The following is a 24,321-nucleotide window of genomic DNA, read 5'->3' on the forward strand; positions in this document are numbered from 1 at the left end:
ATATCCGCAAAGGCAGTAATGGGGGCAGCAGCATGGCAAGGAAGTCGCTGGTAGGCCAGGTGGCCGACGAGCTCCTGGACCGCATCATTGCAGGCGAATTCCCGCCGGGCTCACTCGTCCCCGGAGAGCACGAACTCAGCGCCCGGCACGAAGTCAGCCGCATGACCGTCCGCGAAGCCATGAAAACCCTCGAAGCGCAGCACATCCTCAGCGTGGAGCGCGGCCGCGGCACGTTCGTCAACCCGCTCAACCGGTGGGCATCCCTGGAAGCAGTGCTGCGCGCAGCGTCAGAGGGCAAAAACGAAGGCGACGCCTCCGTCCAGCTCATCGAGCTCCGGCGGATGCTGGAAACGGGCGCCTGCGAACTGGCGGCGGGACGGATCAGCGACAGCGACATCCAGACGCTCTTCGGCCATGTGGCCGCCATGCGCGCCGCCCACGAGGTGAACGACGTTGCCGCCTTTGTGGCAGCTGACCTGGCTTTTCACGACCTGATCCTGCATGCCTCAGAAAATGTTTTTGTGGCCGTTTTGTTCGAGCCGCTCCATCGCGTGCTGGAGAAGCGGCGCACGGAGACTTCGGCCGTGCCCCAGATCCAGGAGCACGCCATCGGGCATCACCAGAACATCGCTGAAGCCCTCGAATCCCGGGACCCCGCACGCTCCCGCGAAGCGATGGACGCGCACATGCAGCAGACCCTGGACGACCTCAAGAACCTGGTACTCGAGGCGAAGTAGCTTCGGCGCCTTCGAGTCAGGGCTGCGGCGCGGCAGTGGTCCCGCGGACCACCAGTTCCGTGGCCACTTCCAGGGCCGTCGGCGTTCCGGAGGCAGGCTGGTCCTGCTGTTCGGTCAGCATCCCCACCGCCATCGAGGCCAATTGTGCCAGCGGTTGGCGGACAGTCGTCAGCGGCGGGGACGTCAACGCGGCCTGGGCAATGTCGTCAAAGCCCACGATGCTGAGGTCCTGCGGGACACGCAGCGATCGCTGGGCCGCCGCGTTCATCACACCAAGCGCCTGAAGGTCGCTGCCCGTGAAGATCGCTGTGGGCGGCTGCGGCAGGTCAAGCAGTTCCCCGCCCAGCCGCATCCCCGACTCGATACTGAAATCCCCGTCCTGCACCAGCTCGGGCAGGACCGGAAGCCCGGCTTCATGCAGTGCTGCCGCATAGGCGGCATAACGTGCCCGGCCATGTCCGGCGCTGTGCTTTCGGCCGGTGATGATGCCGATCCGCCGGTGGCCCTGCCCCAGCAGGTGGCTCACCGCGGCGAGCGCTCCGGAGAACGACGCCGGGCTGACGCTGGGAACTGCCAGGCCTTCGGTTCCTTCCGGGTCGATGGCGACGGCCGGAATCTTCAGGGCCCGCACCATGGTGACCAGCCGGGAGCCCTTCCGGGGCGCCAGCAGCAGCACGCCGTCGAGCCGGTTCACTGACGGCTCCCGCAGTTTGCGCCAGCGCTCCGCCGTGGTGTGTTCTGCGCGGGCGTACGCCACCGCGTATCCCAACCGGTCCGCCGCCGCCTCCACACCCGCCATGGTCTCCAGGACCCAGGGCGAATCGAAGTTGTTGACCACCAGCTGCAGGAAGCCCGGTTGGGCAGGCGCCGCCGCACGCTTGGAGTAGTCCAGCTCCTCCAGGGCCTGCTGCACCCTGGCGCGGGTGGCGTCCGAGACATGGGTCCGGCCGTTGAGCACCTTGGAGACAGTGGGTACGGAAACACCCGCCGCGGCCGCGACGTCAGCAATCTTGGGACGCGGGGTGGCGGTCACGGGGGCAGTCCTCGGGGTCATGTGGTTGCGGCGGCGAGTTGCGGGGTGGCTGTGCGCCGCGGGGGCGAAACATCCACGCGCACGGGTCCCACGATAACATTGCCGCCTTCTTCCGAACCCAGTGGAGACGTGGCGAAAAGGCCCAGCTCGGCGCCGATCCACTGCCCCTTGGCTACCTCGAAGTTCCAGCCCTGGACCTCCCACGGCTCCCCCGGCCCGGAACGCCAGGCGAAGGTGGACCGGGGTGTTCCGTCGGTCCGGATCTGCAGCTCTATCCGGGGACCCGGCAACCCAATCCTCCGCCCCAGCTGCTGCTCATGCGGCCCCCCGCCCCCGGTGCCGTCGCCCAGGACGTAGCCCTCGGCTGTACGGATGATGCCGAGCCAGGCGTACTTCAGGCCAAGCACCACCACTCCCGCCCGGGTTCCCACCGGCACGTCCTGCAATTCAATGGAGGTGGTGAAGGTGGACGGCGTGCCTGGCAGGATCTGCCCCAGCACGTTGGGCAGCTCGCGCAGGTTCACGGGATCGTTGGCCTTGGGCTTCAGGACCAGGTGCCCGCCCCCGCGCTGGTGCGCCCAGTCTTCCTGCGGGTTCGCCTGCCAGTGCCACTGGGGCCCGAGCCGGGACGAGGAAAAATCGTCGCTGGCGGGCGGTGCCACATCCTGGGCAGAAGTACCCGAAGGGTAGGTATGCGCGGATACCGGGGTGCCCGGTCCGCCGTCGGGATCCCGCTCGCCCATCCAGGGCCAGCCGTCCTCAGTCCAGCCCATGGGCTGCAGATGCACCACGCGGCCGTACGGCCCGCGATCCTGGAAATGCAGGAACCAGTCCTCGCCGCGGGGGCTGGTGACCCAGGCGCCCTGGTGCGGCCCGTTCACCTCACTGCTCCCCTGCTCCAGGACGCGCCGCTCCTCATAGGGCCCGAACGGGGACCTCGAGCGGAACACAGACTGCCAGCCCGTGGCCACCCCACCGGCCGGGGCAAAGATCCAGTACCACCCGTCGCGCTTGTAGAACTTCGGTCCCTCCAGGGTGGTGTAACCGGGCAGGTCAGCGCCGTTGATCACGTGGGTTCCGTTGTCCAGGAGCCGGCTGGCATCCGGGCTCATGCGGTGGACCGTCAGCCGGTTCTTGACCCCGATCCGGCTCTGCGCCCAGCCATGCACCAGGTATGCCTGGCCGTCGTCGTCCCACAGGGGGCAGGGATCGATGAGGCCCCGGCCGGCGTAGAGCAGGTGCGGCTCGGTCCACGGCCCCTCGGCCTTTTCTGCGCTCAGCACGAAGATGCCGTGGTCCGGGTCCGGGTAGAAAATCCAGAAGCGCCCGTTGTGGTGGCGTAGCGCCGGGGCCCACACGCCGCTGCCATGCCGCACCAATGAATAGTGGGTGGCCTGCGGCAGTTGGGTCAGCGCATGGCCAATGTGCTCCCAGTCCACCAGGTTCCGGGAGCGCAGGACCGGCAGCCCGGGCACCCTGTTGAAACTGGAGGCAATGAGGTAGTAGACGCCGTTGACCTGCACGGCGTCGGGGTCCGGCCAGTCGGCGTTAAGGATGGGGTTGCTGTACACGGGGGCGGGGAGCCGGGTGGTCATGGTGTCCTGTCGGAAGAGCCGGAGTTAATGAGGGGGTGCTGGTTCAGGAGTTCAAGGGCATGCGCGGCCGTTGACACAGGCCCGTCATGGATGACGGCGTGCAGGGCGAGCTTCAGCGGGTTGTGGTGGTCCACGGCGGCGGGTTTGGCCCACGCCACCGCCGGTCCGGCCCCAATGTAGCCCTCAGCCCGGACGAACCAGGGCAGGATGCGGCCGGCATCCTGGGCGAGGAGAACTGTCACGGGTGCGCCATTGATGTGCATACCGATGGACAGCCAGCGCGAGCCGGAACCGTGGGCGGCATCCGCGCCATGTCCCGCCTCGGACAGGACCAGCGCCTGGCTGGCGTTCTCCGGAAAGCGCCAGAAAATGCCGCCGTAGCCCGCACCTTTCCGTCCTTTCACGGCCGACGACGACACCTCCAGCCGCTGTACGTCCGCCGCCGGGACAATTACCGAGGACAGTGAAAGGGCCCAACTCGAGGGTCCGGTGCTGCGGAAATACTGGATGCGGCGTTGTTCGGCGGCCACTTCCCGGCCGTCGGCGGCGAGCCAGGAGACCAGGCCTGTTTCTTCCCGGCTGTGTTCCTCGCTGCCTTCCTGCGATGGGGACTGCCAACCGTGCGGCACCTGCTTTCCGTGGTTGGGCAACTGCAGTGGGCCGTTGGCTGCCGTGTAGGTGGACCCGCCCCAGAAATTGGTTCCGTTGACGTCGGAAAACGCGATGGACAGCCCCAGATGGTGCGGGTGGTCTGAGGGTTCGGCGTCGGTCACAACTGTCCCCGCCTCTGACCGCAAAGGGTGGAGATAGGGCCGAGGCGACAAGCTCGCGGGTTGCCGCAGTGCAGTGTTGTGCGTGGCCAGCGGATGCTCTTGCCACGCAAAGCGGCGTGCCGCAGCAGTGGTATCGAAGGGAATGGACAAGCAGACCTCCCGTGAGGGGCAGTTCCAGGATGTGGGCATCAGCATACGCAGAACAGAAAAAAAGGGCAATACTAAAAGAAAGTTTCCGAACTCAGGCATCAGCCGAGTTTCTAATTATGTGTTGACAGTCACAGCTTTCTCTTGCTAGAAATCGTTTACTGAGTTTTTGTTCCGGGGATACTCACTCACAAGTCTTGACGGCGCAGTAGCCAGTGGATCCTTTATCCCTTACAGAAACTTTCCTAACTTTTGCGCAGAAATCCACTACCTTTCGGCTGGTGGAAACCCCTTTTAGAGAGGCGTCATTCAATGATGAAGACAGTCAGTACTTCCATCTCCCGCAGGCTGGTCCTGGGTGCAGCCATCACTGCTGCAGGGCTGGCGTTGAGCGGCTGCGGAGGAGGTGCAACCCCGTCGGCCGGCGGTGATGTGGAGCTCAACTTCGTCTTCTGGGGAGACGCCAACCGTGCCAAGGTGACCGAGGAGGCGCTGCGGATCTTCGAGGAGAAGAACCCCGGCATCAAGGTGAAAACCGAATACCAGGACAGCGGCCCCTACGCGGACAAGCTGGCCACCCGGTTCGCCGGCGGAAACCCGCCGGACGTGCTGGCCATGGCCAACCGCAGCCTCCTGGAGTACGCCCAGCGAGGCACCCTGGCGGACTTGAAGAGCCTTCAGGAACTGGACCTCGGCAACGTGCCGGACACGGTGCTGAGCCGTGGCGAAGTGGACGGCAAGCTCTATGGCCTTGCCACCGGCGTCACCACCATTGGCATGGTGGTCAACAAGACCATCACGGACCAGGCCGGCGTCACCATCCCGGACGACAAGACCTGGAGCTGGGAAGACTACGCGAAGTTCGCCACCGAGGTGACGCAGAAGACCGGCGGCAAGGTCTACGGCGCCGGTTACGACGTGTCCACCGAAACCGGACCCATCATGCTCGCCAGGCAGCGCGGCGAGGATTTCTACACCAAGGACAACAAGCTGGGCGTCAGCGAGGAGACCATCCGCGACTGGTTCCAGTACAGCGTTGACCTGCGCAATGCGGGGGGCTATCCGCCGGCCGGCTTCTTCGAGCAGATTGGCGGTTCCCCCGCCCAGTCCTACCTGGCCAAGGGCACGGTGGCCTCACAGATCATCCCCATCAACAACTACAAGGGCTACAACGATGCTGTTGAGGGAGAAGTGGTGCTGCTGCGTATCCCCGGTGAGACCTCCGGCGAGCGCCGCGGCTATTCTGCCGACCCCACCATGCTGTGGTCCATTGCCGCCAAGTCCAAGCACCCCAAGGAAGCTGCCAAGCTCCTGGACTTCCTGACCAACGACGCCGACGGCGCCGCCCACACGCTGACGCAGCGAGGCGTTCCGGTCAACCCCGAGGTTGCCGGGTCCATCACCTCCAAGCTCAGTGAAGACGACAAAAAGTTCGTTGACCTGATGGCCGACATCCAGAAGGACGACCTCGCCCCCGCCTACGTGTACCCCAAGGGTGCCAGCGTTGTGGCGGACACCCTCAAGCAGCTGGCCACTGAGGTGGAATTCGGCCGCGTCACCCCGGCTGATGCAGCGAAAACCTTCCTTGAGAAGAGCAATGCGGCGATCAACAAGTAGGCATCCCGCCCTCTTGCCACAATCCGAAGCCGCCACAACCAACACCGGCAGATCCGACGATAGGAGCCTGGCGCCATGTCAGTGCTGACAAAGCAAGCCCCCGGCGCGGCCGCCACCTTGGCCGCGCCGGGCGGGAAACCCGGCCGGGCACGCCTCAAACGCAAGAACCAGCGTTCGGGCTACCTCTTCCTGCTGCCATGGTTTATCGGCATGCTGTTCACGATCATCCCGTTCTTCGCTTCGCTCTACCTGGCGTTCACGGACTACAACCTCTTCACGGAGCCGAACTTTGTGGGCCTGGCCAACTTCCAGGCCCTGTTCGAGGATCCGCGCCTCCTGCAGTCCCTGAAAGTCACGTTTATCTACACGTTCGTGTCAGTTCCCATCTCGCTGGCAGTGGCCCTGCTGATAGCGCTGGTGCTGAACCGCGGCCTCCAGGGCCTGGCGATTTACCGCTCCGTGTACTACCTGCCGTCCCTGCTGGGCGGGAGCGTGGCGATTGTGATGCTGTGGCGCTACATCTTCGGCAACGAAGGCATCGTCAACGGTTTCCTGGGCCTCCTGGGAATCCAGGGCCCGGCCTGGGTCACCGACCCGGAATTTGCCCTGGGGACCCTGATCGTCCTGAACGTGTGGACCTTCGGCTCGCCGATGGTGATTTTCCTGGCAGGGCTCCGGCAGGTCCCCACCATGTACTACGAGGCCGCTGCCATTGACGGCGCGTCGCGGTGGCGCCAGTTCCGCAGCATCACCCTGCCGCTGATCAGCCCCATCATCTTCTTCAACCTCATCATGCAGCTGATCGGGTCTTTCCAGACCTTCACCCAGGGCTATGTGATGAGCGGCGGCACCGGCGGGCCGGCGGATTCCACCTTGTTCTACAACCTGTACCTGTACCAAAAGGGCTTCACGGAGTTCGAGATGGGTTATGCCTCGGCCATGGCGTGGCTGCTCCTGATGATCATCGCGGTTTTTACTGCCATCAACTTCATCGCATCCAGGTTCTGGGTCTTCTACGACAATTAAGGCACCGCTATGGCTCTCCTCGAACTACCTCTCAAAAACAAGCAGAAGAAGGAAGCACCTGCGGAAGATGCCTTGACTGGCACCACGGGGACCCGCTTCTCCCGGCACCTCATCCTGTGCCTGGTCGGGCTGGTGATGCTCTACCCGCTGCTGTGGCTGATCTCAAGCTCGTTCAAGCCCAGCAATGACATCTTCCGGCAGCTTGGGCTGTGGCCCGAGAACTGGGACTTCAGCAACTACGCCCAGGGCTGGACTGCCTTGGACCAGCCCTTCCATGTGTACCTGATCAACTCACTGATCGTGGTGGTGTTTTCGATCGTGGGCAACATCTTCTCCTGCGCCCTGGCCGCGTACGCCTTCGCCCGGATGGAGTTCACCGGCCGGAAGCTGTTCTTCGCCCTGATGCTGGGAACCCTTATGCTCCCCGGCCACGTGCTCCTGGTGCCGCAGTACATCATCTTTTCGCAGCTCGGCTGGCTGGACACCTATCTGCCGCTGATCGTTCCCAACTTCATGGCCACCAACGCTTTCTTTATTTTCCTGATGGTCCAGTTCATGAAGGCCCTGCCCAAGGAGCTCGACGACGCCGCGCAAATCGACGGCTGCGGGCCCTTCCGGACTTTCCTGCGGGTCATCCTGCCGCTCTGCGTACCGGCGATGGCCACCACCGCCATCTTCACGTTCATCTCCACCTGGAACGAGTTTTTCGGTCCCCTGCTCTACATCCAGAACCAGGACCTCTACACCGTTCCCCTGGCGCTGCGGGCCTTTATGGACTCTGAAGGCCAAAGCATGTGGGGTCCAATGTTCGCCATGTCGGTGGTGTCCATTGCCCCCATCATTGGATTCTTCATCGCCGGCCAGAAATACCTCATCAACGGCATTGCGACCACAGGCCTGAAGTAGCGCAGGCCTGACATCGGGCGGGCCTGAAGCAGGGCAGCCCGAACCGGCAACGGACTGGACCGCAAACCGGAACCATCTCCGCACGCATCATCAGCACATCAACCATCCCTCATTGCACGTGCCCGGGCCGGAGGCTGCCCGGGCACAAAAACAAAGGAGTTTTTGTATGAGTTTGCGACGCCTTCTCGGCGCGGCCACCGCCGCCGCCCTCTTGGGAAGCCTGGCGGCGGTTCCGGCCGCCACCGCTGCCCCGCCCGCCCTGCAACAGCCGGGCGCCCTGCCCGCAACCCTCGCACCGGCCGCCGATGCCGCCCCCGAAGCGCTGTGGAAACAAACCCCGGACGGCTTCGCGGCACTGCCCGGCTACGGCCTGGCAGGAACCACCGGCGGGCAGGCGGGCCGGATTGTCACGGCCTCCACCATCGAGGAGCTCAAGGAGTATGCCGCGGCACCCGAACCCCTGGTCATCTTCATCAGCGGCAGCCTGAAAGCCACGGACTACATCAAGATCCCGGTGGCCGCCAACAAGAGCTTCATCGGCATGGGTGCGGGCGCGGAGGTGGTGAACGCCGGCTTCAAACTCATCAACGTCTCCAACGTCATCTTCCGGAATTTCACTATCCGCGACGCCTATATCCCGGGTGACTGGGACGGCAAGACTCCGCAAAATGACCGCGACGGCATCCAGCTGGATACCACGCACCACGTCTGGGTGGACCACATGAAGATCCAGCGCATGGGCGACGGCCTGATTGACACCCGCAAGGACTCGGACCTGGTCACCTATTCCTGGAACGTGTTCTCGGACAACAACAAGGCGCTGGGCGTGGGCTGGACTGCCAACGCCGTAACCCGCATGACCATCCACCACAACTGGATCCGTAACACCACCCAGCGGAACTTCAGCCTGGACAACACCGCGGCCGCGCACGTCTACAACAACTTCCTGCAGGACATCGGCCAGTACGGCATGATGGGCCGCAACGCCGCCAAGGTGGTCCTGGAGGGCAACAGCTTCAGCGCTGTCCAGGACCCGATTGTGGCCAAGGATCCTGCCACCGAGGTGGTCAACCGGGACAACGTCTTCAACGGCACCCGCGGCCGCAGGGACAACGTGGGGGCCGCCTTTGACCCAACGCAGAACTACAGCTATCAGAAGGACGATGCTGCCCGCGTTCCGGAGATTGTTGCCGCCGGCGCAGGCCCGCGGGAGAACAACGCCCCGAACACTACCACCAGCATCACCGTTGCCCTGGACGGCACCGGCGACTTCAGCAGCCTGCAGGCCGCGATCGGCTCCATCCCCAGCGGAAGCACACTCCCCCGCACTATCACCGTCAGACCCGGCACCTACCGGGAATCGGTGAACATCTGGGCGGACCGCCCCAACCTCACCATCCAGGGCGCAACGGCCAACCCGGCCGACGTCGTTATCAGTTACGACCTGCCGGCCAACGGCGTCAAGTTCTTCGGCGGCACCTGGGGCGCGGGCGGCAGCGCCACCCTCAACGTCCTCGCCGAAGGAACCACCATCCGGAACCTCACCGTCGAAAACGCCTATGACGAGGCCGCCAACGGCGGAAGCCAGGCCCTCGCCGTACGCACCGTGGCGGACCGGGTAACGTTCGACGGCACCCGCTTCCTGGGCAACCAGGACACCTACCTGGCAGACACCGCCGGCCGCGACGCGACCGCCCGCACCTACCTCAAGAACTGCTATATCGAAGGCGACGTTGACTTCATCTACGGCCGGGGAACGGCTGTCCTGGACGGCTGCACCATCCACTCCCTGGACCGCGGCAGCGACACCAACAACGGCTACATCGTGGCCCCGAGCACCAAAAACTCGAACCCGTACGGCATCCTCATCTTGAACAGCGCCCTGACCTCCGATGCCGCCCCGGGCACCGTCAGCCTGGGGCGCCCCTGGTTCGCCAGCAGTGATCCGGATGCCCACCCGATGGCCGTCATCCGGGACTCCGTGCTGGGCAGCCACATCGCGGTCCGCGGCTGGGCGGACATGAGCGGACACGCCTGGACCGAGGGCAGGTTCGCTGAATTCAACAACACCGGCCCCGGCGCCTACATCAACGAGTTCCACCCGCAACTCAGCCCGGAAGAGGCTGCCAGGTTCACCGTGGAAACCTTCCTCGGTGACTGGACCCCGGCAGGGCGTGGTTGAGGTGGCTGAAGCTTCGGGAATGATGGTCCGACGGCGGAGCTTCCTTGCGGCGGGCCTGACAGCCGGCACTGTGGTTGCGTCCGGCCTGCTGGGCCCGGCAGCCAAGGCGGCGGGGCCCGTGGGCCGGGCTGCCGCCGTCGGCTCCAACGGCTTTGCCGAAGCAGGGCTTCCAGTGGGCCAGGCTCTCGGCGGTAACGCCTGGGCCGGGACCCCCACCGGCTTCGCCGGCGTAGCAGCCCAGGGCCGCGAAGGCGCTGCCGGCGGCGCGGGCGGGGCGCTGGTCCATGCGAAGACACCGGGCCAGCTCCGCACTTATGCCAAGAGCCCGGACCCGCTGGTGGTGATCCTGCACGGCGAACTGGTCTTTCCGCAATACGAGAAGCTGGCGGTGACTTCCAACAAGTCCTTCCTGGGAGCAGGCGTTGGAACAGCGGTGGTGAATGCCGGGTTCAAGCTGGTCAACGTCTCAAACGTGGTGTTCCGCAACTTCACCGTGCGGGATTCCTACATTCCGGGCGACTTCGAGGGAAAACGCCCGGATAACGACCGGGACGGGATCCAGATGGACACCTCCACGCACGTCTGGGTGGACCACATGCACTTCACCCGGCTGGGCGACGGCCTCGTGGACATCCGGAAGGACTGCGACAACGTCACCCTGTCTTGGAACGTTTTCTCGGACCACAACAAGGCGCTGGGCGAAGGATGGACCTCGAACGTGGTCACCCGTCTCACCCTGCACCACAACTGGATCCGGAACACCCACCAGCGCAATGCCAGCCTCGACAACACCGCGGCGTCGCATGTCTATAACAACTACCTGGAGGACATCTCCAGCTACGGGATGCTGGGGCGCAACGCTGCCCTGCTGGTGGTTGAAGGCAACTACTTCCGGGACGTACGGAATCCGCTCCACCACCAGGGTGCGGGCGGTCAACTGGTGGCGCGGGACAACATTTTTGAAGCCTGCACCGGCAACACCGGCCAGGAGCGCGGGCCCGCCTTCGATCCATCGGCAGCATACGGCTACGAGCTCACGCCAACGGCGGCGGTGCCTGCGCTGGTCCGCCACTTTGCCGGTCCGCTGGGCGGCACGGAACCTGCGCCCGCACGCGTCATCACCGTCGCCCTGGACGGCACCGGCGATTACGCAAGCATCCGGGCGGCCGTGGGTGCTATTCCCGCCAACAATCCGGGGCCCGTCACGGTGCTGATCCAGCCGGGCACGTACCGCGAGCCAGCCGTATTGTGGGGCGACAGGCGCAATGTCACCCTGGCAGGGGCAACCGGAAATGCCGACGACGTGGTGCTGACCAACAGCGAGGGCGTCACCCTGCTGGTGGCCGCTGACCAGAGCACCGTCAAGGATCTGACGGTCACGTCAGACACACCGCAGGGCGGCGACGTCCTGCGCACCGCGGGCAGTAATGTGGCCTACTCCAACGTTACGGTTCTCAACGGAACATCCGTATAAGGGCTGGCCAACGTTCTTGAAGTGCTACTAGTCTTCAAGAACGGCCCGCAACCGGGAGCCCCAAGGCAATCACGAGGAGCGAAGTTGTCCAACCACACGTACAGCATTTCTGAAATTGTCGGCACGTCGGAACAGGGAGTGGACGACGCCGTCCGAAACGGTATCGCCAAGGCCTCCCAGACACTGCGCAACCTTGACTGGTTCGAAGTGAAGGAGATCCGGGGGCACCTGGAAGAGGGCAAGATCGCTGACTGGCAGGTGACCATCAAGCTCGGCTTCCGGCTCGAAGAGCACTAGTCCAATCACAACTGACCCGCAGTTAACGTCGCGAAAACCCGAAACGGGGACGTTAGCTGCGGGTCAGTTGGTGTTTAAGCAGGACCTAGTTGGCCGAGACAGTGCCCGCTGTACGCCGCCGCCACACGGTGGGAACGCCGTCGAACGCTGGAAAAACGTGGCCTTCGAAGAAGGACAGCACCGTGTGCGGGTCCTGGTCAGGGCTCCAGAGACCGGACACGGGGCAGTGTGATCCGGTGGCGGTGGAGGGAGTGCCGGCGGGTGAGGCCTGGCGTTCCTTGAGCAGTGCGATGCGTTTCATCGTTGAGACCATCCTTGGGTAAGCAGTTCGTGCTTCCAGCCTAGGAAGGCGGCAGCAGCTTCCCAATGGGCTCCTGGCCAGAATCAGCCCGTGGAGCTGGCCAAATGTACAGCACCCTGCAGCGGCGGGAGTTATTCGCCGCTTTCGGCTACGGCGGCAGGTGCGTCCTCCGAAATAATGTCCGGCCGCGGGGCCTTGGTTGCGGCGCCCAGGCTCCCCAGCAGGGCGAGGGCATCCGCCGACGGCGAGCCGGGCCGGGCGGAATAGATCCGAAGCGTCTGGTCGGGATCGTCCGGGAGGACAAGGCTTTCAAAGTTCAGTTCGAGGTCCCCGACGGCGGGGTGGTGGAGGCGGACGGTCCCGGCGGACCGGCTGGCCACCCGGTGTCCAGCCCACCATTGCCGGAAGTGTTCGCTGTTGACCGCCAGTTCACCCACGAGATGGTTGGCCTGCGCGTCATTCGGGTGCCGGCCAACGTCGAGGCGGAGCGCTCCTGCGGCTTCCGCGGCCACGGTCTTCCAGTCGCGGAACAACTCGCGGGCAGCGGGGTCGAGAATGAGCCAGCGCGTCAGGTTCCGTTCCGCCGCCGGCAGCGCAGGGAAATCGGTGAAAAGCTCGAAGGCCAGCCTGTTTCCTGCCAGGACGTCACTGCGGCGCCCCAGCACCATCGCCGGCACGTCCCCCACAGCTTCCAGAAGATGGCGCAATGCGGGGCGGACCCCCTGCGCCGGCTGCCCGGCAGACCGGGGCGACGCCGCGCAGTTCTCCAGCAGGTCCATCATGTGTGCATGCTCGCTGCTGCTGAGCCGGAGCGCCCGGGACACCGAGTCCAGTACCGTGCGTGAAGGGTGGATGTTCCGGCCTTGTTCCAGCCGGACGTAGTAGTCCGTGCTGACTCCGGCCAGCCGGGCCACTTCCTCGCGCCGCAGTCCGGGCACCCTGCGGGCGCCGGAGGCAGGACCGGCTCCGATGTCCTCCGGACTCAGCCGGGACCGCATCGCTTTGAGGAATTTTCCGAACTCGGCGCTTTGACCCATGCAGACCATTGTGACCCGCGCGGCCCACCAGGTTCCACAACCGGCCGCCTGCTTTCTACAACGAAGGTAGGACTGGCAGTCCTAGGAAAAACAAGATCAGCCTTGCTTACTGACAGGGCAGCCAAAAATGCATAGGCTCAATAACGAGCCAAGCGGAAAACGCTTTCTCCCGGTCGAGCCATCGGCACCCCGCACCCCTGACCTTTTCAAGGAGCCATCCATGTCAGAGCTGACACTGAACAACGGCATCACCATCCCCCAACTGGGCTTCGGTGTTTTCCAGGTACCGCCGGAGGACACCCAGCGGGCTGTGGAGGACGCCCTCGAGGCCGGATACCGCCACATCGATACGGCCGCCGCGTACCGTAACGAGGCCGGCGTGGGAGCAGCCATCGCGGCTACGGGCATTGCCCGCGAGGACATCTTCGTCACCACCAAGCTCCGGAACGGCGAACAGGACCGGGCGCAGGCCGCCTTCCAGAACAGCCGCAAAGCCCTGGGCCTTGACTATGTGGACCTGTACCTCATCCACTGGCCGGTCCCGTCCCAGGGGCTGTATGTCCAGGCCTGGAAGGAGATGGAGCGCCTGTACGAAAACAACGAGATCCGCGCCATTGGTGTGTCCAACTTCCTCGCCGAGCACCTGGACAAGCTGGTGGAGTCCGCCGAAATTGTTCCGGCCGTGAACCAGATCGAACTGCACCCCAGCTACCAGCAGGCGGAGCTGGCGGACAAGTGCAGGAGCCTGGGCATCGCCGTGGAAGCATACAGTCCCCTGGGCCGCGGCGCCGACCTGAACGGCAACGCGGTCACCGCCATCGCCAACGCCCACAATGCCACCACCGCCCAAGTGGTACTCGCCTGGCACCTGGCCGCCGGGAATATCGTGATCCCCAAGTCCAGCCAGGCCTCGCGGATCCGGGAGAACTTCGCCGCCTCAGCCCTCACGCTGTCCAGTGAGGAGCTCGCGGCCATCACGGCCCTCGAGTCAGGCGCCCGGCTGGGTTCCGATCCCGCCGTCGCCTCCTTCACCCAGATGTAGCAGCGCTCAACCCAAAGGATCCAATCATGCAGTACACCCACCTTGGCCGCTCAGGCCTGAAGGTCTCAAGGCTCTGCCTGGGCACCATGAACTTCGGCCCGCAGACCGAGGAGGCCGATGCCCACAGCATCATGGACTCGGCGCACGATAACGGCATCAACTTCTTCGATACCGCCAACGTGTACGGCGGTGCCGGGCACCGCGGCTGGACCGAAGAAATTATCGGCCGCTGGTTCGCCAAGGGCGGCGAGCGCCGCGAGCACACCGTCCTGGCCACCAAGCTGTACGGCACCATGACGGACCGGCCCAATGAATCAAAGCTGTCCGCACTGAACATCCGCCGCGCCCTGGATGCGAGCCTGAAGCGCCTGCAGACGGACTACATCGATGTCTACCAGTTCCACCACATTGACCGGGACACCCCCTGGGATGAGATCTGGCAGGCCATCGAAGTCGCCGTACAGCAGGGCAAGATCCTGTATTCGGGAAGCAGCAACTTCGCCGGGTGGCACATCGCCCAGGCGCAGGAAGCTGCCCGCCGGCGGAACTACACCGGACTGGTCAGCGAACAATCCATCTACAACCTGTTCATGCGCCAGGTGGAACTGGAAGTCATCCCGGCCGCCCAGCAGTACGGGCTGGGCCTCATCCCCTGGTCCCCGCTGCAGGGCGGGCTCCTGGGCGGCGTCCTGAAGAAGGAGCAGCAGGGCGTCCGGCGGAGTGAGGGGCGTGCCGCCGAAACGCTCAAGAAGCACCAGGACCAGATCCAGCAGTACGAGGACTTTGCCGATGAACTGGGCCAGGAACCCGGCGACATCGCCCTCGCCTGGCTGCTGCACCAGCCCGCCGTCACTGCACCCATCGTGGGGCCGCGGACCCAGGAACAGCTCGACGCCGCAATCCGGGCGCTGGACGTCACCCTCGACGCCGACGCCCTCAAGCGGCTCGACGACATCTTCCCCGGGCACAGGACGGCGCCGGAAGACTACGCGTGGTGAACCCACTCGTTCGCGAGGCCGATACGGTGGCGCCGAAGAGCATCCTTTTCATCGGCGGCACCGGGGTCATCAGCGCGACGGCGGCAGAACGCGCCGTCGCGCTGGGCCACCGGCTGACGATCCTCAACCGTGGCCGGTCCACCCGGCCGGTCCCGGAAGGGGTGGAAACCCTGTGCGCAGACGTCCGGGACGCCTCGGCCGTCCGCGAAGCGCTGGCGGGGCGGGAGTTTGACGCCGTTGCCGACTTCATCACCTATACCCGCGACCAGGCCAAGGCCAGCCTGGACCTGTTCACCGGCAGGACCGGGCAGTACGTCTTTATCAGTTCCGCCTCCGCCTACCAGAAGCCGCCAACGCGGCTGCCCATCAGGGAATCCACGCCGCTGAAGAATCCGTTCTGGCAGTATTCGCGGGACAAGATCGCCTGCGAGGAACTGCTGTTCCAGGCCTACCGTGAGCAGGACTTCCCGCTGACCGTGGTGCGCCCTTCCCATACCTACGACCGCACCAAGATTGCGATGGTGGGCGGCTGGACGGACATCCACCGGATGCGCGCCGGGTTGCCCGTCATGGTGCACGGAGACGGCACCTCGCTCTGGACGCTGACCCACAGCCGGGACTTTGCCAAGGCCTTCGTCGGGCTGCTGGGCCGTCCGCAGGCGGTGGGCGAGAGCTACACCATTACCTCGGACGAGTACCTGCCCTGGAACCAGATCTACCAGCTGTTTGCCCGGGCAGCGGGGGTTCCGGAACCGGAACTGATCCACGTGGCCTCGGAAACCATCGCCGCGCACAGCGAAGAGCTGGGACCAAACCTCCTGGGCGACCGCTCCCATTCGGTCATTTTCGACAACACCAAAATCAAGGCCTTGGTGCCGGAGTACTGCGCAACGATCCCGTTTGCCGACGGCGCCCGCGAAATCGTGGAGTGGCACGACGCCAACCCCGGTCTCCAGGTGGTGGACCGGACATTTATGGACCTGAGCGACCGGCTGACCGGCTGGGCCCGCGGCCGCGCCTGAGCAGCAACACTGCGCGCCGGCCGGCGGCGACAACTCGCCGGCCGGCTTCTACAACGTTCTAAATACTGCGTTTCGAGCCAGACCGCAAGGCTTGTTTTCCCCTCACCCCACCACTAAATTGCTGGGGAAGCGTTTTCCCGTTCTGAAATTGAAAGGATTCACTGATGAATCCAAGCCGTACTCCCGCGCGCCTCCTCTCCGTCGCCGCCCTCGGCGTCGCCCTTACTTTCGGCTGCCTCGCAGCCCCGGCCGCCGCCGTCGGCTCCTCCCCCAAGGCCGGTGCCGCCGGCGTACAGCTGGACCACCTGGACCGCGGGCTGGTGGCCGCCAAAACGTCAGAAGGAGTCTTCCTCAGCTGGCGCCTGCTCGGCCACGAGGCCACCGGGTCATCAGACACCGGCCTCACCGGCACGGACTTCAACGTCTACCGGGACGGGCAGAAGCTGGCCACCGTCACGGACAGCACCAACTTCCAGGACCCTGCTGGAACCGCAGCGTCCGAGTACCAGGTGCGGGCCGTCGTCGGCGGTGTTGAAGTGGACCGGAGCGCGACTGCCACGTCCTGGGGCGGAAACTTCAAGGACATCCCGCTGAAGAAGCCGGCCGACGGCGTAACCCCCGCCGGACAGGCCTACACCTACGCCGCCAACGATGCCTCGATCGGCGATGTGGACGGCGACGGCCAGTACGAGTTCGTCGTCAAATGGGACCCCAACAACTCCAAGGACGTCTCCCAGGTGGGCTACACCGGCAACACCTACGTGGACACCTACAAAGCTGATGGGAGGCTGCTCCACCGGATCGACCTCGGCGTCAACATCCGCTCCGGCGCGCACTACACCCAAATGCTGGTCAATGATTTCGACGGCGACGGCCGGGCCGAGATGATGATGAAGACCGCCCCGGGGACCAAGTCCACCAACTTCAACGCAGACGGCAGCGTCGCCTCGGAGAACTTCATTTCCCTGCTGCAGTCTGACATCAACGCCGGCTACTCAAACTCGGACGACTACCGCATGAGCGCCGCGGACTACTACCAGCACATGGTAAAGACCTTCCAGGGCTGGACCGAGCACCCGGAGGTCAAAGCCGGCCATTGGCCCGCCACGCTCGAGGAAGCGTTCGGCATCGCGCCGAAGTACCAGTACCCGCTGTCCCAGGCCGACGCCGAAGCGCTGACGGACTACTTCATGGACGTCTACGCCCCGTCGCGCAGCGCCCGGAACAACCTGCGCGGCTTTGAAGGCTTTATTGTGTCGGGCCCGGAATACCTCACCGTGTTCGAGGGTGCCACGGGCAAGGAACTCAAGACAGTCGCCTACGAGCCGGGCCGGCACGACGACGGACTGATGTGGGGCGATTACGCCATGGCCCGCATCGAACCGGGCAACCGCGTGGACCGGTTCCTGGCCGGCGTCGCCTACCTGGACGGCAAGAAGCCGGCGGCGGTCTTCGCCCGCGGCTACTACACCCGCAGCACCCTCGCTGCCTACACCTGGGACGGATCCGACCTCGCCCCCGTCTGGAATGTGGACTCGGGCTGGGCGCCCATGACCAACCCGTTTAATGATTCCCCGCACGGCCGGGACGGCACCGATCCGGAGTTCGGCAAGCTCACCACGCAGGGCTTCCATTCGCTGAGCGCCTCTGATGTTGACGGCGACGGCAAGCAGGAGATCGTCTACGGCTCGGCCACCATCGACCACGACGGGTCCCTGCTGTACAGCTCGTTCGACACCCTGCCAGCGGGCAGCGCCGTACCCGGCGACGAAGCGCGGCTGGGCCACGGCGACGCCATGCACGTCACGGACATCGACCCGGCCCGGCCCGGCAAGGAAATCTTCACCGTCCACGAAGGTGCCGCCTACGCGCCCTATGGCTACGCCATGCGCGACGCCGCCACCGGCGAGGTCCTCTTCGGCGCCTACTCCGGCAAGGACACCGGCCGCGGCATGATCGGCGACGTCGATCCCTCAGTTCCGGGCATTGAGAACTGGGCGATCGGCATGCAGTCCGCCGACGGCGACAAGCTCTCCTCGTCCGTTCCCGGAACCAACATGAGCATCAAGTGGGCCGCGGACATGACCACGCAGATCGTCAACGGTTCCGGCGAGCAGACGCCCGGCATCGATGACTGGAAGCGCGGCCGGCTCCTCACGGCCACCGATACCCGCACCAACAACAGCACCAAGGGCAACCCCAGCCTGGTGGCGGACGTGGTGGGCGACTGGCGCGAGGAACTCCTGGTCCGAACGGCTGACAGCTCCGCGCTGCGTATGTACCTCAGCACCGAGGTGACCAACCACAAGCTGTACACCCTCATGCACGATCCGCAGTACCGTGCGGAGATTGCGCGGCAGAACACCGCCTACAACCAGCCGGCGTACACGGACTTCTACTTCGCCTCCGACATGGACTTCGCCGATGTTCCCCTGCGGGCCGCCTGGCTGCCCGGAAGCGTGAAGGCGCTGGAGCATGCGCTGGAGGACCTGGTGGATTCCGGGGACGTGGCAGGGCCGGTAGGCAGCCAGTTGACGGCGAGCGTGCAGCAGGCAGCGAAAGCCGTCGAAGAAGGCGACGCCGGCAAGGCAGCGCAGGCGCTGAAGCGCTTCGTGGACTTCCTGGGCCAGCAAAAGGGCCCTGACAAGGTGTCCGACACCGCCCGCGTGTCCCTGACGTACAACGTCGAAAATATTCTGCGGGCGTTTGAGGGGTAGGTTTACCTCGATAAGGGAGAGACTGTTGAAATGACACTTGCACCGCTGCTCAAACTCAATGACGGTTACTCCATCCCTCAACTGGGCCTCGGCACCTGGCCGCTGGACGACGATCAGGCGGCGACCGCCGTCGTACAAGCCCTGGAAGCCGGGTACCGGCACATCGATACAGCCGTGAAGTACGGCAACGAAGGCGGCGTGGGGAACGGTGTCCGGGCCAGCGGCGTGGACCGCGCGGAGCTGTTCATCACCACCAAGCTGGACGGGCAGTTTCAGGGCAACGACCGCGCCATTGCGGGGTTGGACGGGGCGCTGGAGCGGCTGGGGCTGGACTACGTGGACCTGCTCCTGATCCACTGGCCGCTCCCCCAGCGCGACCAATACGTGTCCACGTGGAAAACCTTCGAGCGGCTGCAGGCGGAGGGCAAGGTGCGCTCCATCGGTGTTTCCAACTTCAAACAGGCCCACCTCGAGCGGCTGATGGCCGAAACCGGGGTGGTCCCGGCGGTGAACCAGATCCAGCTCAGCCCGGCCATCACCCGCACGGCGGAGCGGGAGTTCCACGAAAAGCACGGAATCGTCACCGAGTCCTACAGCCCGCTGGGTGGATCCGGGGCAAGCCTGCTGGACGCTCCCATCCTGTCCCAACTGGCCGAAAAACATGGAAAAACACCCGGCCAGCTGGTCCTCCGGTGGCATATTCAGCACGGACTTGTAACGATTCCGAAGACGGCCAATCCGGAGCGGATGAGGGAGAACCTGGACGTCTTCGATTTCGCCCTGGATCCGCAGGATCTCGCGGAATTGGCTATCCTCGACGAGGGTCCTGGAGCAGGCAATGATTCCGACGTAACCGGGCACTGAAACAGGCCTGAACTGCGCTTTTTGTTATCTTCGGGGCTGGCAAAGAGATAGTAAGCATGATTACTATTGAGGCAGAAGGATGAAGTGCTTCCGGGATCCGGAGGCCTCCTTTACTTAGGAAGAGGAACGAAAAATGGGATTTATTGCATTTCTGATTCTCGGACTTATTGCTGGTGCGATCGCTAAGGCGATCCTTCCAGGCCGGCAGGGTGGCGGCTGGCTCATCACCCTCGTCCTGGGCGTCGTTGGAGCACTCCTCGGCGGTTGGATCGGCGGAATGATCTTCGGCACCGGACTGCAGGAGTTCTTCTCCCTGCAGACGTGGCTGCTGGCCATCGGCGGTGCGCTCATCGTGCTGCTGGTCTACGGCCTGGTCACGAACCGCGGCGCGCGCCGCTAAGCGGAGCGCAAGCCATGGAAACCGGCCCGGGGACACCATCCCTGGGCCGGTTTTTCCCTTTCCCGGCCTCTTGGTTTCTCCTGGGCCGGAACTGAAAACCTTCTCAAGGAGCAGGAGTTCATCATGAAAAACAAACTTCTTTTGGGCGTCGGAATCGCCGCCGGGTACGTTCTCGGCTCGCGCTCCGGCCGTGCGGCCTACGACAAGCTGAAGGCACGGGCAGCCGGAATCTGGGACAGCAAACCTGTCCAGGACAAGGTCACCGTTGCCACCGAGGCCATCAAGGAAAAAGCCCCTGAGGTTGCGGATCAACTGACTGAGGCGGCCCGGCGTGCAGGCACCGTGATCGGTTCTGCCATGCACCGCGACGGCTCGTCCGGCGACGGCAAGCCTTCAACGTCCGACGGCGGCACTTCCGCAGGTGCTCCTGCCGGAACTTCAAGCGGGCTTGGCACGTCGGGTACCTCCGGCACCACTGGCACTGCCTCTGCAACAGGCACGGCTTCTGCTGCAGGCACTCCTGCCTCGGCCGCTGACCTTGACGACAGCCATATCCCGGCGCACAGCACGCACCCGGAAACGCTCAACCTGGATACCTCCAGCGGGGAAGCGCAGTCCAAGGCGTAGGTATTCGCCTGCTCATGACGTGGCATTCCCCTTGTGACAAGGGACCAGGCCCGCTCATGTGTTACAACTAGATGGTTTTGCTGGCCGTCGCGATCCTTGGGGGACGCGGCGGCCGGCGGCGTTTTAACCGAGCAGGCGTTTTAACCGAGCCGCGTGTTACTTGGCTGGCGCTTGAACTGGCCACCTTGCCTCTTTTCTGGCTAACTCTTTGGGCCGACATGCGCTGCAGTTGCAAGGCGCTTCGGAGTTTTCCACATAGCTTCGGTTGCAGCCACTTTTGTCAGTGCCCTTTGGCAGAGTTGACCTATGGAAGCCATTGGGGAACGTCCTGGGGAGTACGGCGGCAACGTCGTGGTGCTGGGGCGTGCCGGGGTTGCTACCCAGCCGGCCCCTTCGGGCTTCAATAATCCGGCAGCAGGCAAGTCGGGTTCCTTCACCGCTTCCAGTCCCTACGCATCCGCCGACTTGGACGACGCAGCCGTCCCACTTAGTCCCGGGTGGCCCCTTCAGGCCGTGCCCACGGAGACTGCCGAGCCCACGGTGGCTGATGCCGCATCAGCAGGGTCGGCAGCAGGGTCCGCAGATGCTGATGCCGAACCAGCCTCGTTCGCAGAGGCTGAATCCCAATCAGCGCCGCCACAGCAGGCTGATTCCGCAGTCTCCGCGCCGTCGCTGGCTGATGCCGAGTCTGCGGTGCCCGTAACAGGGCCCGGGGCGGCAGATTCCCTCCGTGCCGCCGCTGGGTCTGGCGGAGCTCGGCAGGCTCGTGGCGCAGGCCGCTGCTGCCGCGCCCTCGATCCTTGCCGGGGCCAGCTACGTTGAGGCCGCCAGCTACGCCGCTGACGTGGAGGACCTCTCCCGGACTGTGGAGTACCTGCAGGTCCTGTCGGCCGGGACCGTGGACCGCACCCGCACCCAGGCCATCGCCGCCGCGGACACCGCACGCGCCAACCGGTCCCGTTCCGGCAAGGTCTGGGTCACCGGCTGGGACAACGGCGTCGAAACCCTCAACGCAGTCGAAGCCCTGGACGAAACAGACACCAACTGGCCCGGCCAACCAACAGCACCCCTCACCTCACCGGCCGATGACGGCTGCGCCAACACCGGCGAGTCCCTCCGGCTCCTCCTACGGATCGGTAAAAGCGAAGCCAACCGCCGCCTGGCCCTGGCAAAAGACATACTGCCCGCCAGCACCCTCACCGGCGACACCATCCCCGCACCCCGCCAACACCTCGCCACCGCCCTCACCCCCAGCACCAGCACCAGCACCAGCGCCAGCACCAGCGCCAGCACCGGCCCGGGCACTCCCAACACCGAAGCCAGCACCGGTCCGGAAGACGGCACTGGCACCGGGGACAGCACCGGCACGGGTACCGGCAGCGATGACACCATCGGCAGCGAAGAGCCCTTGGCCGCCGACAACCGAGTGCAGGGCACAGCCGCTGCCTGCCCGGCGGTCTCGTCCCGGGCCGGGACCATCATCGCCCTGACCCTGAACCGGCTCCAGCACCTCACCACACCCGCGAAACTGGCCCTGATCGAGGAAAATCTCACCGCCACCGCGGCCACATCAGACCCCGACTTCCTCGCCCGCGTCGCCCGCCGCTGGGCCGACACCATCGACGCCGACGGCACCGAACCCAGCGAAGAAGCCCTCCGCCACACCCAAGGCGCGTTCATCCGCAAACCCCGCCACGGCCTGCACCACCTCGAAATCTTCGCCACCACCGACCAATACGAACACCTCCTCACCGTCATGAACACCGCCACCAACCCCCGCACCACCACAACCACCACCAGCAGTGGCAGTAGCGGCGATCAGGACGGAAACACTCAGGACCGGGTCTGGAACGAGAACAACACCGGCCCGGACCTGGACCGGCGCACCCGGCCGCAAAAACAACTCGAAGGACTCGTCGGCGCCGCCAAACTAGCCCTGGCCACCAACACCCTGCCCGCCACCGGCGGCAACCGCCCCCAAATCATCGCCACCATCAACTACCAAGACCTCTTCCCCCACCCCACCCCCACAAACACAAGCACTGCCACGAGCACAGCCACAGGCACGGGGACGGACGCCGGCACCGACACGAACACAGGCACCCAGACCGGCACCGGCACGGGGAACTTCGTGTTCACCGGCCCCGTCGCCGCCGCAACCCTGCGCAAAATCGCCTGCGACGCCGACATCATCCCCGCACTCCTGGGCACCCACGGCGAACTCCTGGACCTCGGCCGCAAAACCCGACTCTTCACCCCAGCCCAACGCACCGCCCTCACCGCCCGCGACCAAGGCTGCGCCTTCCCCAACTGCACCATCCCCGCACCCTGGTGCGAAGCCCACCACATCACCTACTGGTCCCACCACGGCACCACCAACACCAACAACGGCGTCCTGCTCTGCAGCGGCCACCACCACCTCATCCACAAAGAACAATGGACCATCACCACCACCAACAACACCCCATGGTTCACACCCCCAAAACACCTCGACCCCCACCAAAAACCCCAACAAAACACCTACTTCAAACCACCCCCACCACCCCGCGAATAAACCAGGGTTCCCCGTCAAAACCAGCGGACACCCCCAAACCGAAGCGGCAGCAAAAGAGACACTGACAGCGGTGCACTACTGGGAGCGGAGAGTGCCAACCACTACAGTTCCGTCCAACTCCTCCGAGTGAACAGTTCGTGCCACCAGCCCCGCCGCCGCCATGATTCCAGCGGTTCCTGCGGCCTGGCGTTCACTGGTTTCAATGGCGATAAGTCCGGAGGGATCCAACCACTCCGGGGCTTCGACGATGACCCGGCGGTGGAGGCTCAAACCGTCCGGGCCGCCGTCGAGCGAGATCCGCGGCTCATGGATCCTGGCCTCGGGCGGCATCGTCGGCAGCACATCCGTGGGAACGTACGGAGCGTTGACCACAATGAGCTGCACCTGCCCCCTGAGCCGGGAAGGGAGGGCCGCATACAGATCCCCTTGGTGGACCTGCCCACCTAAAGTTGCGAGGTTCCGGCGAGCACAGCCCACGGCGGCGGGATCAATGTCGGCGGCATGAAGTTCCTTCACCGGCACTTGGGACGTAACCGCAACACCCACAGCTCCGGATCCACAACAAAGATCAACAACGACGCCGGGCTCCTCACCGGCAGCGAGGCGTTGCCTCAGCAGAGTCACGGCTTCAGAAACGAGGAGTTCCGTACGGCGGCGCGGCACAAAAACACCGGGATCAACAGCAATGCGAAGACCACTAAAGCCGGCCCAGCCAAGAACACATTCAAGCGGCTCACCAGAAACACGGCGGCCAATCCATTGCGTGAGCTCATCGAGGCCGGGCGCCTCGGACAACAACAACTGCGCTTCTTCCTCGGCGAAAACACAGCCGGCCGCCCTCAGCAGGGTGACAATTTCGGCAAAACGGGGACTGGCAACTGATGCGGGACGCGGCATGGGAACGCCTTCCGGTGGGCCGGCGGGCACTCGCACGTCTTCCAGCGGTTGACCTAACTAGCCTTGGCGGCCCGT

At 64.8% G+C, this 24,321-nt stretch carries 21 protein-coding genes; 15 read left to right on the top strand and 6 right to left on the bottom strand.

Features of this window, described 5'->3' with window-relative positions:
* Positions 1-32: 32 nt before the first annotated feature.
* The gene (locus tag ARTSIC4J27_RS18330; RefSeq protein WP_050056623.1) at positions 33-737 is read left to right on the top strand and encodes a FadR/GntR family transcriptional regulator; all 705 of its coding nucleotides are present in this window, start codon (positions 33-35) and stop codon (positions 735-737) included.
* A 16-nt stretch (positions 738-753) separates the two neighbouring features.
* On the opposite strand, the gene ARTSIC4J27_RS18335 is transcribed toward ARTSIC4J27_RS18330, so the two are convergent.
* Genes ARTSIC4J27_RS18335 through ARTSIC4J27_RS18345 form a run of 3 tightly spaced genes read right to left on the bottom strand, consistent with a single transcriptional unit; the run spans position 754 to position 4,288 of the window.
* Entirely contained in the window at positions 754-1,770 is a 1,017-nt protein-coding gene (locus tag ARTSIC4J27_RS18335; protein ID WP_235436753.1) for a LacI family DNA-binding transcriptional regulator, read from the bottom strand.
* A gap of 17 nt (positions 1,771-1,787) precedes the next feature.
* Positions 1,788-3,365, bottom strand: coding sequence for a glycoside hydrolase family 43 protein (locus tag ARTSIC4J27_RS18340; protein WP_050056625.1), 1,578 nt, complete (start codon positions 3,363-3,365; stop codon positions 1,788-1,790).
* Positions 3,362-4,288: a DUF6807 domain-containing protein gene (locus ARTSIC4J27_RS18345; protein WP_161799587.1), complete on the bottom strand. Its 927-nt coding sequence runs from the start codon at positions 4,286-4,288 to the stop codon at positions 3,362-3,364. Before ARTSIC4J27_RS18345 ends, ARTSIC4J27_RS18340 begins: the two co-directional genes overlap by 4 nt.
* Before the next feature lie 309 nt (positions 4,289-4,597).
* Here ARTSIC4J27_RS18345 and ARTSIC4J27_RS18350 point away from each other — a divergent pair, with 309 nt between their 5' ends.
* The 6 genes from ARTSIC4J27_RS18350 (at position 4,598) to ARTSIC4J27_RS18375 (ending at position 11,787) form a co-directional block, all read left to right on the top strand.
* Entirely contained in the window at positions 4,598-5,902 is a 1,305-nt protein-coding gene (locus tag ARTSIC4J27_RS18350) for an ABC transporter substrate-binding protein (RefSeq protein ID WP_050056627.1), read from the top strand.
* A gap of 75 nt (positions 5,903-5,977) precedes the next feature.
* Positions 5,978-6,928: a carbohydrate ABC transporter permease gene (locus ARTSIC4J27_RS18355; RefSeq protein ID WP_050056628.1), complete on the top strand. Its 951-nt coding sequence runs from the start codon at positions 5,978-5,980 to the stop codon at positions 6,926-6,928.
* 9 nt (positions 6,929-6,937) lie between these two features.
* A complete protein-coding gene (locus ARTSIC4J27_RS18360) occupies positions 6,938-7,834 on the top strand; it encodes a carbohydrate ABC transporter permease (RefSeq protein ID WP_050056629.1) in 897 nt (298 codons plus the stop codon).
* Between the two features lie 166 nt (positions 7,835-8,000).
* Complete coding sequence (locus ARTSIC4J27_RS18365; protein WP_050056630.1) at positions 8,001-10,016, top strand: pectinesterase family protein; 2,016 nt, start codon at positions 8,001-8,003, stop codon at positions 10,014-10,016.
* Entirely contained in the window at positions 9,988-11,490 is a 1,503-nt protein-coding gene (locus tag ARTSIC4J27_RS18370) for a pectate lyase family protein (RefSeq protein WP_235436754.1), read from the top strand. Before ARTSIC4J27_RS18365 ends, ARTSIC4J27_RS18370 begins: the two co-directional genes overlap by 29 nt.
* 84 nt (positions 11,491-11,574) lie before the next feature.
* Positions 11,575-11,787: a dodecin gene (locus ARTSIC4J27_RS18375; RefSeq protein WP_050056631.1), complete on the top strand. Its 213-nt coding sequence runs from the start codon at positions 11,575-11,577 to the stop codon at positions 11,785-11,787.
* Positions 11,788-11,872: 85 nt separating this feature from the next.
* Here ARTSIC4J27_RS18375 and ARTSIC4J27_RS18380 read toward each other — a convergent pair whose 3' ends face one another.
* A complete protein-coding gene (locus tag ARTSIC4J27_RS18380; protein ID WP_050056632.1) occupies positions 11,873-12,088 on the bottom strand; it encodes a hypothetical protein in 216 nt (71 codons plus the stop codon).
* 131 nt (positions 12,089-12,219) lie between these two features.
* Complete coding sequence (locus ARTSIC4J27_RS18385; protein ID WP_050056633.1) at positions 12,220-13,125, bottom strand: helix-turn-helix domain-containing protein; 906 nt, start codon at positions 13,123-13,125, stop codon at positions 12,220-12,222.
* 220 nt (positions 13,126-13,345) lie between these two features.
* Between ARTSIC4J27_RS18385 and ARTSIC4J27_RS18390 the strand changes: the two genes are divergently transcribed.
* The 8 genes from ARTSIC4J27_RS18390 to ARTSIC4J27_RS18425 all read left to right on the top strand — a co-directional run bounded on the left by ARTSIC4J27_RS18390 (position 13,346) and on the right by ARTSIC4J27_RS18425 (position 23,349).
* On the top strand, positions 13,346-14,167 hold the full coding sequence (locus ARTSIC4J27_RS18390) for an aldo/keto reductase (RefSeq protein WP_050056634.1): 822 nt from the start codon (positions 13,346-13,348) through the stop codon (positions 14,165-14,167).
* 26 nt (positions 14,168-14,193) lie between these two features.
* Positions 14,194-15,165 carry an aldo/keto reductase gene (locus ARTSIC4J27_RS18395; protein WP_050056635.1) on the top strand — a complete coding sequence of 324 codons (972 nt, stop codon included), beginning with the start codon at positions 14,194-14,196 and terminating at the stop codon, positions 15,163-15,165.
* Positions 15,159-16,187 (top strand): SDR family oxidoreductase, encoded by a 1,029-nt coding sequence (locus tag ARTSIC4J27_RS18400; RefSeq protein WP_050056636.1) that lies wholly within the window; start codon positions 15,159-15,161, stop codon positions 16,185-16,187. Before ARTSIC4J27_RS18395 ends, ARTSIC4J27_RS18400 begins: the two co-directional genes overlap by 7 nt.
* A gap of 164 nt (positions 16,188-16,351) precedes the next feature.
* Positions 16,352-18,904 (top strand): rhamnogalacturonan lyase, encoded by a 2,553-nt coding sequence (locus ARTSIC4J27_RS18405; protein ID WP_050056637.1) that lies wholly within the window; start codon positions 16,352-16,354, stop codon positions 18,902-18,904.
* 30 nt (positions 18,905-18,934) lie between these two features.
* The gene (locus ARTSIC4J27_RS18410; RefSeq protein ID WP_050056638.1) at positions 18,935-19,768 is read left to right on the top strand and encodes an aldo/keto reductase; all 834 of its coding nucleotides are present in this window, start codon (positions 18,935-18,937) and stop codon (positions 19,766-19,768) included.
* 133 nt (positions 19,769-19,901) lie between these two features.
* Positions 19,902-20,168 (top strand): GlsB/YeaQ/YmgE family stress response membrane protein, encoded by a 267-nt coding sequence (locus ARTSIC4J27_RS18415; RefSeq protein ID WP_050056639.1) that lies wholly within the window; start codon positions 19,902-19,904, stop codon positions 20,166-20,168.
* Positions 20,169-20,291: 123 nt separating this feature from the next.
* Positions 20,292-20,795: a hypothetical protein gene (locus ARTSIC4J27_RS18420; RefSeq protein ID WP_050056640.1), complete on the top strand. Its 504-nt coding sequence runs from the start codon at positions 20,292-20,294 to the stop codon at positions 20,793-20,795.
* 730 nt (positions 20,796-21,525) lie between these two features.
* Positions 21,526-23,349 (top strand): HNH endonuclease signature motif containing protein, encoded by a 1,824-nt coding sequence (locus tag ARTSIC4J27_RS18425; protein ID WP_050056641.1) that lies wholly within the window; start codon positions 21,526-21,528, stop codon positions 23,347-23,349.
* A gap of 75 nt (positions 23,350-23,424) precedes the next feature.
* On the opposite strand, the gene ARTSIC4J27_RS18430 is transcribed toward ARTSIC4J27_RS18425, so the two are convergent.
* A complete protein-coding gene (locus ARTSIC4J27_RS18430; protein WP_050056642.1) occupies positions 23,425-24,246 on the bottom strand; it encodes a putative protein N(5)-glutamine methyltransferase in 822 nt (273 codons plus the stop codon).
* Between the last annotated feature and the right edge of the window lie 75 nt (positions 24,247-24,321).

The sequence above is a fragment of the Pseudarthrobacter siccitolerans genome, from assembly GCF_001046895.1.
In the GTDB taxonomy this organism is placed as follows: domain Bacteria; phylum Actinomycetota; class Actinomycetes; order Actinomycetales; family Micrococcaceae; genus Arthrobacter; species Arthrobacter siccitolerans.